Annotated in this window: 5 protein-coding genes; 4 read left to right on the top strand and 1 reads right to left on the bottom strand. The window is 42.4% G+C overall.

What is annotated here, in order from left to right:
• Positions 1-209: 209 nt before the first annotated feature.
• Positions 210-1,076 carry a fructosamine kinase family protein gene (locus tag AC4IFT_RS16385; RefSeq protein ID WP_490736132.1) on the bottom strand — a complete coding sequence of 289 codons (867 nt, stop codon included), beginning with the start codon at positions 1,074-1,076 and terminating at the stop codon, positions 210-212.
• Between the two features lie 269 nt (positions 1,077-1,345).
• Here AC4IFT_RS16385 and AC4IFT_RS16390 point away from each other — a divergent pair, with 269 nt between their 5' ends.
• Genes AC4IFT_RS16390 through AC4IFT_RS16405 form a run of 4 tightly spaced genes read left to right on the top strand, consistent with a single transcriptional unit; the run spans position 1,346 to position 11,464 of the window.
• Positions 1,346-3,184, top strand: coding sequence for an AAA family ATPase (locus AC4IFT_RS16390; protein ID WP_490751921.1), 1,839 nt, complete (start codon positions 1,346-1,348; stop codon positions 3,182-3,184).
• Between the two features lie 4 nt (positions 3,185-3,188).
• Positions 3,189-3,818 carry a 4Fe-4S single cluster domain-containing protein gene (locus AC4IFT_RS16395; protein ID WP_490751923.1) on the top strand — a complete coding sequence of 210 codons (630 nt, stop codon included), beginning with the start codon at positions 3,189-3,191 and terminating at the stop codon, positions 3,816-3,818.
• Between the two features lie 15 nt (positions 3,819-3,833).
• Positions 3,834-10,118: a protein kinase domain-containing protein gene (locus AC4IFT_RS16400; RefSeq protein WP_490751925.1), complete on the top strand. Its 6,285-nt coding sequence runs from the start codon at positions 3,834-3,836 to the stop codon at positions 10,116-10,118.
• Positions 10,115-11,464 carry a hypothetical protein gene (locus tag AC4IFT_RS16405; protein WP_490751927.1) on the top strand — a complete coding sequence of 450 codons (1,350 nt, stop codon included), beginning with the start codon at positions 10,115-10,117 and terminating at the stop codon, positions 11,462-11,464. Before AC4IFT_RS16400 ends, AC4IFT_RS16405 begins: the two co-directional genes overlap by 4 nt.
• The last annotated feature ends 83 nt before the right edge of the window (positions 11,465-11,547 follow it).

Here is an 11,547-nt window from a genome sequence, read left to right on the forward strand (position 1 = left end):
GGGTGTTATCTTCGTTTGCTAACGCTAGTCACATACTTATGTATGCTCCTAGCGATTAGCGGCACTTGATGCCTACGCATAATAGGAATTATTTAGAAAATTAAAAGTTGGTCATACTTCAAACTGTAGAGTTGTTGGATTCATTCGGCGGCTTGGGTCACCGACTTATAGAGGTGGCCCAAGTTATTCTCGTTTTATGACCTTCCTGATTATTCCTTTAATAGCGAATCAATAATCTTTTGGGCGTGTAGATAGCTTTGCTCATTGCCAAAAATATGCGCTTGATTGAGTAAAAAATATAATTGGTAAATGGGCTGTCTATCTAAAAAGCCTTGCGGAAGTGGCCAAACACTTTGGTAACCATCGATAATTTGAATGGGAATATCTTTATATAAAGGTAACATTGCAATATCGCACTCTCTATCACCCCAGTAGCATGCAGGATCATAAAGAACACCATCAATTTGTTGAGTAATGGCGCAGTTAGCAGGCCATAAATCGCCGTGTAATAAAGAGGGTTGAGGTTGATGGCCGGCTAATTTATTTTTAACAATATCGACAATTTGCTGAATATCACCAAATACCATGCCTTTCTCAGACGCTAATTGTAATTGAAGACCAATACGTTTTTCTGCAAAGAATGAATTCCAGCGTTTTTCCCAGCCATTTGGTTGGATAATAGTGCTGAGCATGGTGTCAAAATCAAAGCCATAACTAGGTTGCTCTTCCCATTGGTGTAAGCGGGCAAGCTGCTGGCCAAAGTGCCAAGCGTTGGTGGTATCAAAAGGTTTTAAAGGGAAGTATTCGAGAAGCAGAAAACTATGGTGCTTATTACTGCCGACACCATATACCTTGGGAACGGTAATGGTTTGGCTTTTGGCGAGCATTTCTAGCTGTTCAGCCTCTTGTTTAAATAACGGTAGAAACTCACGCCGATTTTGTTTAATGAATACGGTGTGTTCGCCATAGTCAATTCTTAACGTATGGTGAATATCACCACCAGAGAGAATGACTTTGTTACGCAGCTCCGCTTCACCTAAGTGTTCACTTAATAAACGACACATTGCTTGCCACATGACTCACCTCGCTCTGCTTTGGTCTTCATTAACACAATACTATAGCGACAGTTTAGGAATTAACAGTGATAATTGTTTAAAAAGAAGCGCCTATCACGAAATAATTATTTAAGAGTTTTATGAGTAAAAATAAATTGCTGCAAACCTAAAGATAGCGGTTTTTTATCAAATTGAGAATGTTCAGATATTTTCTTGTTATAGTGATATGCCAGCGCGTTCCTCAGCTTATTCAGGTAAACTGCAAAAAAGTTAAATAACAAGGGAAAACTATGCACACTGATTTTCAAAATCCACGTTGGTTAAGGGACTTATTGCGATTTATTCCGCTGAAAAGTCAGTTTGTATTGTTCGGCAATGTACGTGATTTACAAGCCAGTGAAATTGCGCCTTCCATTGTGACACCTTTGCCATTTAACCAATCGTTATTTAATAGTTTATTTAAAGCAGGGTATGCATATGTGCTGACTTATACACCCTTGGTCGGTTTTCAATGTTTAGCAAACCCTGCACATAACACCCAAGAAACGGATGCTGTTATGCAACGACTAGGGTTAAATGTTGCTGAGGGTAAAGCGGCGGGTGGTATCGATATGTTAAATCACCTGCTTGAGCGGTTGATTAATGATAAACAACAGCCTACTGCCTTATGTATCGACTTTGCCTCTTGTTTAATTTCTCATCGCGATAACCTTACGCCCGCAGAACACAGTTTATTTACCCGCGCACTTGTTGCATCACACCAAGGAAAGGCAAGGCCTGCAGGGGATCAAAATCAACCATTTTTTAATACCGTCTTTTGGATAGTGGAAAAAGAAACGGATTTACCTGATTGGTTTGTGGTGAATAACCCACGTATTCGAGCCATTCCCGTTGCTAAACCCGATGGCCAAGTACGCCGTTTGTTAGCACCTAGTCTATTGGCTTCGTTGGCGGATTTTAATGGCTTAGCAGAAGCTGATAAATCCTCATTAATTAATGATTTTATAGATGAAACAGAAGGGCTGTTGCTGCTGGATTTAACTGCCATTGTGCAGTTGGCGCGTATCGAACAGGTGCCAGCAACCAGTATTAGCGATGCGGTTCGTCGATACAAAGTCGGGATCACGGAAGACCCGTGGAAAAAGATTGATAAGCAAAAAATTCATCATGCCCCAGCAGTGATTTCCCGCAGAGTAAAAGGGCAACAGCATGCTGTCACACATTTATTGGATATCATCAAACGGGCAATGACGGGTGTCGGTAGCAATAAAGGTGGGCGCCCTCGTGGCGTATTATTTCTTGCGGGGCCAACGGGTGTTGGGAAAACAGAATTGGCTAAAACGGTGACTCAATTACTGTTTGGTGACGAAAGTGCGTATATCCGCTTTGATATGTCAGAATTTAGTGCTGAACATGCAGACCAACGACTGATTGGTGCCCCTCCTGGCTACGTTGGGTATGATTCAGGGGGTGAATTAACTAACGCAATCCGCGAAAAGCCATTCAGTGTGGTTTTGTTTGATGAAATCGAAAAAGCCCATCCCCATTTAATGGATAAGTTTTTACAGATTATCGATGATGGTGTTTTAACGTCAGGGCGCGGCGATCGCGTTTATTTTTCTGAAGCATTAATTATTTTCACGTCTAACCTCGGTATTTATCGCTTAGACGCTAGTGGCGAGCGAGTGGCAAATGTCCAACCTCATGAGCCATTTGAAACCGTGACGCGCAATGTGAAAAATGAAATAGAGCGCCATTTTAAACTGGTACTTAACCGCCCAGAATTGCTCAATCGCATAGGGGAAAATATCATTGTTTTTGACTTTATCCGCCCTGATGTTGCTGAGCAAATTTTTGAGCAAATGGTGGATAACATATTGTCAGGCTTAGAAAAACAGTCTTTGACTATTTCAATATCTGCGGAAGCTAAAGACGCGTTAAAAATTAACTGTTTGGCAGATTTGTCTAATGGTGGGCGTGGAATACGTAATCAATTAGAAATGTATTTGATTAACCCATTATCGAGAGCAATTTTCGACCAAGACATACAAGCCAATAGTGCTTATCAAATTACGTCGATTCAGATGGGTGAAAATGCACAAGTTACGTTAACCGCAGTAGGCAATTAACCTAATGAATATTAGTGTTTCACGTATTCATTTTCCTGTCACAACTTTAGGGCCGGGAAAACGGATTGGTATTTGGTTTCAAGGATGTTCTCTGCGTTGCAAGGGGTGTTTATCCCCTGATACGTGGCAAGCTAAAGACAGCCATTTCACAGTGACACAATTAATTGACCAAGTCCAAGAATGGTTACCATACGCAGATGGCATTACCATTTCAGGGGGAGAGCCGTTTGAGCAACCAGACGCCTTACTCACATTATTACGTGAAATAAAACAGCGATTTAAAGGAAATATTCTAGTATATAGCGGCTATGAATGGGGAGTGATTGAAGATAGCGTTGCTCAAATGTCCCCCTACATAGATGCATTGATCAGTGAGCCATTTAACGTCGAAATGCCGCAAACTTTAATGTTAAGGGGCAGTGATAATCAACAGCTTCATCTTCTAACACCGCTTGGGAAGTCATTATTTAAACAATACCAACGTGTTGCAATGCCAGAAGATAAGAAACTGGACTTAGCCTTTGATGAGCAAGGGCGGCTGTTTCTGGCGGGGATCCCTGAACGAGGCGATATGCAACGGTTAAGTCACCTCCTTGCCCTACAAGATAACACCTTAAAACAACTCAAAAAATAGTAACGAGAGAGAAGGATGACGATGATACGCTTTTGCCCGCATTGTTTAACAGAACGGCCGTTAACTGAAATATTTTGTGCAGGGCAAACTCAAACACCACAAGGAAGTTTACAACTTTGCGGTTGGGATTTAACGCTTGAGCCTATTCATCCTGAAGGGTGGCGCCCTGAAGTACAACAAACTAGCCCCGTTGAAGCCCCTTTTGGCAATAATGGTGAAACCCAAAATCACCAACAGCGTCATTGTGAAAATGGTCACCTTATGGCTGAAGATGATTTTATTTGTCTTGAGTGTGGGGCGGATGTTGCAGCAGAGCCAGTCATTGAGATTTTGTCGTCACCCCATCAGCAGATAGGCGCTTGGCGCTTAGAAAGACGAATTAATGGCAGTGATAGCCCCCGCGAACGCTACTTCGTTACGCATTGTACTGAAGAAAAAAACGGCGTACTGACGCTCTACCAAAAGGGAGAGGAGCCTGATCCCGCGGTTTACCAAGTCCTTAAACGCATTCCAACAGACCATGTTCCTGAGTTTTATGAGTATGGCCGCTTTGAAAACCGCGCATGGCATGTCACTGAAATGCTTGAGGGCGGGTCACTAAGTCAGTTTATCCAGCAAGGTGAATTTTGGCAGGCAGATGAAATTCCTAAACTTGTAGATGAAATGGGGCAGGCAATCGCGGCATTTGCGGAGCATGGGTTACGACATCGTAATTTGAGCCCCGCTAATTTGCTTATTCGCAAGCGCCATCCTCTTGATATTGTAGTGATTGAATACGGTTCTGCCTGTTTATCTGAGTTTGACCTTGATATTGTTACGCCACTGGATATTTCCCGTTATTCAGCGCCTGAAACTCTTGCTGGTGGTGTCAGTGCAGCGTCCGATTGGTGGAGTCTCGGGATTATCCTCTTAGAACAACTGACCCAAGGGCGGTGTTTCGACCATATTCAAGATAATGCTTTTCTTATCCAAGTAATGACTAATGGCGTTGATTTACCAGAAGATTTACCTGCTAATATCCAACTATTATTGCGCGGGTTATTGTGCAGAGACCGTTTCTTACGTTGGCAGTGGCCAGAGGTTTTAGCGTGGCTACAAGGAAAACCCCAGCAAGCTCCACAAAGTCAAAAAAACGATAGACAAAGCCATCTCCACACGCTGACGTTTGCGGGACAGCAATTCCAACAACCAGACGTATTTGCATTGGTGGCAGCACAAGCGAACCATTGGGATGATGCGTTACTACTTTTATTGCGGGGTGAAGTTAGTTCGTGGCTAGCGCAGTTTGAAAACAGCCACGAACAACTAACGAAACTACAAACATTGCTAGATAGCGACTTCCAGCAAGAAAATCTCAATGAAATTAAGCTGACTTTTGCTTTAAAAATTATCAATGAAAACATCCCATTAATTTACCGTGGTGAGATCATCACGCCTGCATGGCTGCTAGAAAATCCCCGTTTAGCTTTTACACTGATTAGCGAGCCGCTTAATCGATACATTCAAGATATCGACCCCCAGCATTGGCTAGTGCAGCTTTATCATCGCCAATGTTTGGTGCGAGAGCGAGCCCACCAACTCAATATTCTATTAAATGAAGAAAGTTTGCGTTTGTATTTATTGATTACTTCAATCAATCAATTATCTGCAAGGTGGGAGCTCTTACATGCGCAATTTCCTGATTCCCATAATGAAAGTTTACAAGGGTTATTTGATAAGCAAAATCCGCAAGAGATTGATTACATTCTGCTATTGAGTGCGGATATTGGCCAGTTTATTTCATTAGACACATTGATTGAGCAGGCGTTTGAGCTCGCTAAACAAAATGATATTGATAATTTTGATCATGAAATGGCCAAAATGCAGCTTTCATTAACACGTAAGGCATTGTATTTACAACTTAGCGAGCGAGTGAGTGATTTCAAACGTGTCGGGTTGGCTGTTTTAGACAATTGGGTTGACCAGTTTTTATTGATGCGCAGGCTTTCGCTAGAGAAAACACTCGTGCTACTGGCGATACCAATAGAGCACTGGCAAGTCCCTGAATCACAAAAGTATGTGCTTGAAGTCTTACGCTTTTTTAACCAAAAACTAACCGCGGTGACGCAGCGAGGCAATTTAGTTCGCATGCGTTTAACGCCAAATACAGGACGCATTGATTTAACGGAGTGTGATAGTACGCTTCGCAGTGCAAGTGCGTTATTGGAGCACTTACTTAACCGCAAAAAAGGGTTGATGACCATTGATAGCGATATGCTGCTACAGCGTAAAGGCGTGAATACCCGCTTAAGAATGCTACAAGCAGATACGCAATTGTATCAACGGGATACGGGTATTAATGGCATGTATTTGGGCTTTCCTTTTTTAGTGTTGAATACTCAGCCTAATCAAATTAAACCCCGTATTGCGCCGTTATTTTTATGGCCAATTTCAATGCAATCGGCGATTGCTCAGCAAAGCCCTATTCAATTAAATTTTGACCACGAGCGAGGTGCCGTCCGCCTTAACCCTGCGTTAGCGAGCTTTGTGGGGATCCCCGCAATAAGTAAGTGGCAGGGTGCTTTAGACGCTTTGTTATCAAAAGCTGGGGTGACCATTGATGAAATGATGGAAAGCTTGTCTGCACTGTTGCCAATACAAGGTACGCAGTTACTTCCATTGCCTTCGTTAACTGATCCTGTAGAAGAAAACTATGCACAGGTTGCCTGCTCGGCAGTGCTATTCCACACGTCATTTATTGGTCAGGCAATGAGTGGTGACTTACAGCAAATAGCCAATATGTCCATTGCGCAAACAGCATTGTCTACCTTACTTAAAGTCAGCTCAGCAAGTTTACCGGAACGTGTTGTTAATCCCGAAAATATCCTGAGCCCATTTGCGTTATCCCTTGCCGATCCGTCTCAAGAGCGTGTTGTTCAAGCCGCGCAACAACAAACAGGGCTATTGATTGAAGGGCCACCGGGAACAGGGAAAAGCCAAACGATTGTTAGTCTTATTGCCGATGCATTAGGCCATCAACAGACCGTGTTAGTGGTATGCCAAAAGCCTGCGGCACTTGAGGTGGTATACAAGCGATTGGTGGCTAATGGTTTAGGTGATAGGGCGCTGCTTATTCGTCAGAACCAAAAAAGCCGTGAGGTTATTTTGGCGGTGCGTGAACAAATTGAGCAACTGTGGAATAAAGAAAGTAGCACGTTATTTGAACAAGATTGGCAAGCAGAACGCACCCGTTTATTTAGCCGAGTACAGCTTTTTGAACAAAAATTGGATGCTTATTACCATGCCCTCAATGATGTCGATACCCATTGGCAGTTATCTTATAAACAGATTTTAAGCAGTTTAATTCAGGTGGACGTTTTAGAGCGTTTGAATATCAATGATGATGCGTTAGTTCAAGTATTTACAGAGTTTAATCAACCTAAATTAGCCCAACTTCTCGATGACATTAAGCAGCATGCCCAAATATGGTGGCAATTAGATTATGAAAATAGCCCATTAAAAGCATTAGCGCAGTTTTCTGTGAACGAGCATCAATATCTGTTATTTAATCAACAGATTACATTATTTATTGATGTGGAAAAGCAACGTGATCAGGCTTACCAATCCGATTATCACGGTATTACACTCACTGAACTGACAAACCATGAACGTATTCTTGCGCAGTTAACGTCACATTTTGGCCAACAAACGCCAGCACAATGGCAAAGTTTATCCCAGTGGTTAGCGTTGTTTATCGATTTGCACGGTTCAGTCACGACGGGCAAAACCGTCATTGAACAATTAGAACAGCGTTATCAACGCTTATTAATGATTGATGAGGCAAATACAGATTCACTACTTTTCCCGTTATTTAAGGGAATAGAATCGAAAAAATTAGCGGAATTATCCCGTGCAACAACGGAGTCAATACAGGGGTCTTGGTTACGATTTTTCAACCCGTTTTATTATGGTCGCCATAATCAGCTACAGCAATTTATGGCTGAAAGTGGGTTAAATCAGGATAGCTTGGCTGTATTGCATAAAACGATAGGTGTAGAGCAACAATGGCGCTTACTTGAAAAAGAAATTATACCTATTTATCAATTGATTGGTATGGAACTTCAGCCAGGTTGGCGAACTGGATTACCTCAGTTAATTGAACAATTAAAATGGGTGGAGAGTTCGAGCCAGTTATTGGCTCAATACCCTGAAATTTCCCATTTTTTACCTGCTATTATCGAGAAACAGCAGTTTGGATTTGAACGCCAGTGCCATGAAATTCAATCTGCAGTGACAAAGTTTAAAGCAAGAGTAGAAAGTGAGAGCCAATTAGAGCGAATTGCACCTGTTTTTTCATCACAAACGATTGAACGGTTCCAACAGGCAATTGATGAAGGAAAATCATTTACGAATGAACTAGTCCAAATTGCTGAGAAAAGAAATTCGTTGATTCAGTATCAATTATTTAGAGAGGAAACTGCCAATTTTACGCCACAACATTGGCAAACCTTAGCGGTATTACACCCTGTCATTACGCAATATATTCATGAAAATAATCACCAAAAAGATTGGGTTGCAGCACTAATACAGACAGTTAGCTACGGTTTCTATCATTTTGTAAAAAAACAATTTGAGGCTAAATTGCCTGCACTTTCGGCCAATAGTCAGCAATTTATGGCGGATTTAACCGAACTTGAGCAGGCACAAAAAGAACTGCAACTCTTTAACCGTGCGGCACTAACACGCAATTATGATTTGTCTCAAATGGGAAGCCGCCGTGAATGGGAAGAAATTACGCGCCTTGCAGGGCCAAGGGCGCGCCGTTTACGGGAATTTATTAACGAAGGGCGTGAAATTGGTTTGATGCAATTACGCCCGATTTGGCTGATGACACCAGATGTAGCAAGCCAAGTCCTGCCATTGCAAGCGGCAATGTTTGATAGTGTGATTTATGATGAAGCGTCGCAAATGCCCATTGAATTTGCATTGTCTACCTTGTTTAGGGGGAAACAAGCGATTGTTAGTGGTGATGAAAAGCAAATGCCGCCTTCTAAATTCTTCACAGGGAAACTGGTTGAAGAGGACAATGAGGATGAGGTGGATGAACAGCAAATCGATGCGAATGAAGAATGGGATTATCGACAAATTAGTGATTGCCCTGATTTGCTACATTTGGCGCGTACCGTATTGCCAGTTCACACCTTAGATATTCATTATCGTTCGGCATATCGGGAACTGATCAATTTTTCAAATTTTGCTTTTTATGAAAATCGGTTGAATATTCCAGCACAATTTTCAGCCAAATTAGTGAGTAAAATTAAGCCATTACAGCTGGTAGCGGTTAATGGTATGTATGTTAATCAAAGTAATGAGGCGGAAGCGGCGGCAGTGGTTGAGCATCTTGCAACGGTGTGGCAACTTCCTTTCGAGCAGCGTCCGTCAGTGGGAGTGGTCACCTTCAACCAAAAGCAGACCTCGTTGATTAACCAACAAATTCGACTGAGGGCTGAGCAGGACGAGCAATTTTTGGCCGCCTACACACAAGAAAACCAACGCTTTCGTGATGAAGAAGATATGTCCTTCTTTGTCAAAAATGTGGAAAACGTGCAAGGAGACGAGCGCGATGTCATTTTATTCTCCACCACATTTGGCCGTAATGCGCAGGGGACATTTAGGCGTAACTTCGGTGTATTGGGGCAAGCTGGGGGCGAACGACGTTTAAATGTTGCGATTACACGCGCAAGACAGCAAGTGGTTATTATGTCATCGATGCCTATCGAGGAAATATCCGATTTACTGACAACCTACCGTAAGCCGGAGATCCCGCGGGATTACTTACAAGGCTATTTAGCGTATGCGAAAGATGCTTGCAACCCATTGAGACAAAACGAAAATCAAAAATTGCTTAACCGCATGTGCCAGACACAGCTGGCCGTGCAAGATACCTATGTAGAACAAAGTGCCTTTGTCACTTCAGTGGTTGAATTTATTCAGCAAAATGGTTGGCAGGTGACAGTATCAACGCAAAAAGAAGTGTTTCATTTTGATTGCATTATTGAAGATGAGATAACAGGGCAATTATTAATTGGTATTGAGTGTGATATGCCATCTCATCCACTGTTGCAAACGGCTAGGTCAAGGGAACTATGGCGAAGCAATATCTTAAGCCGTGTCATACCGCAGCGTTATCGAGTTTCTATTATTGAATGGTATAACGATAGAGTGACAGCGCAACAGCAACTACAAGATGCGATTGTTAATGCATCAATCAGTTTAACTGGCTCAACGAATAGGGCGATACATCAGGAAAGTGAATTATGAGCTCATCAGTTCATCGTATCAGCGTTAGGGAAATGAATGAAATCCAGTGCCGTCGGCAATTGGCAGTGACGCGTAAAATGTTCCAGCAATGGCAAAAAATGGCCAATACAACACAGTATCACCAGACACGTATTGAACAAATAGTCACATTATTTCAGCAACTATCAGCGAATGATATCAGCACAATATCTGCGCGTCAGCTCACTACGCTGAAGAATGAATTGGCACAATTTAATGGCACGCTGAAACAAGAGATACAAACTGTTCGTGAACAGCAACTTGAGCAGCAAGCACTAGTGGCTCGAGCCAATACGCACCGCCAACATAATTTTGAAGCATTAGCAGCGTTAGTTCGAGAAAAGCTACCTGCCGAAAAACAGTTAATTGCAGAGCTGGAAAGTCGCGAAGTGATGAATGAAAAGGCATCGGGTTCATTAATTTTCCGCGCTCTCACTGCCCTAGATGACGTTCAAAGCCAACTTTCACCCTTTGCTAATCAATTACTTGAACAGTTAAAGGCACAATCTGAAGATGTGCCACAATTTTGGCAGCACGGTGCGCCATTATCGCCGTTTGCCAAGCAATGTGAGCAAATTTTATTGATGATTGAAAAGCTTAAACTGGTGGGAAGTTTGACTGAGGCACTAAGCGCACAGCAACAGCTTACTGAAATTCAAGCAATGAATGAAAGTTCACAGCGCCATTTACGAGCTGATTCACTCATTTTGATCTTGGCTAAACAGTTGAAAGAAAGCCAGCAACACACTGAGTTAGTTGAAAAAATCGAACAGCTTTGTGCAGAGCTCGCTATTTTTTCTGATGATGAGAATGCAAAAATTATTGATGAAGCATTAGCTTCAATACATTCAAGTTCAGTTACTGTGTTGATGTCACTGGCTGAACAATTAGAAGCAAAAATTAATTTGGCAGAACAGGCGTTTGTCGCAGAGGCGCAAAGAAGAGTGGTGCTAGATGGTTTAGGTAAGCTGGGCTATCAAGTTCAAGAGACGGATATTAAAGCGTGGATGGATGATGGCAAAGTCGTAGTCAGGCACCCTGCAACGCCGGGGTATGGTTTAGAGTTGGGCGGAAAACAAGCCCGCTTTCAAACACGTACGGTGGCGTTATCCTCACAAAGAGACACCCAACGAGATAAAGATGTTGATGCCATTTGGTGTAGTCAGCATCAGCAATTGCAAGAGTTCGTGGCACAATCAGACGCGGAGTTGGTGGTTGAACGTGCATTGCCCGCAGGAAGCGGTGAAATGAAAGTTTATGATTTGGAAGACGCAGAGCAGCAGAGAAATACCGTTATAAATCAACAACCTCGCACATTGCGTAAATAACAGTGACGCATAATTTGTGAATATTAAAAAAGGCTGTTCTAACAATTAGTTAGTTCAGCCTTTTTAGATAAGAGTATGATTTC

Source organism: Providencia sp. UF-183, from assembly GCF_058246155.1.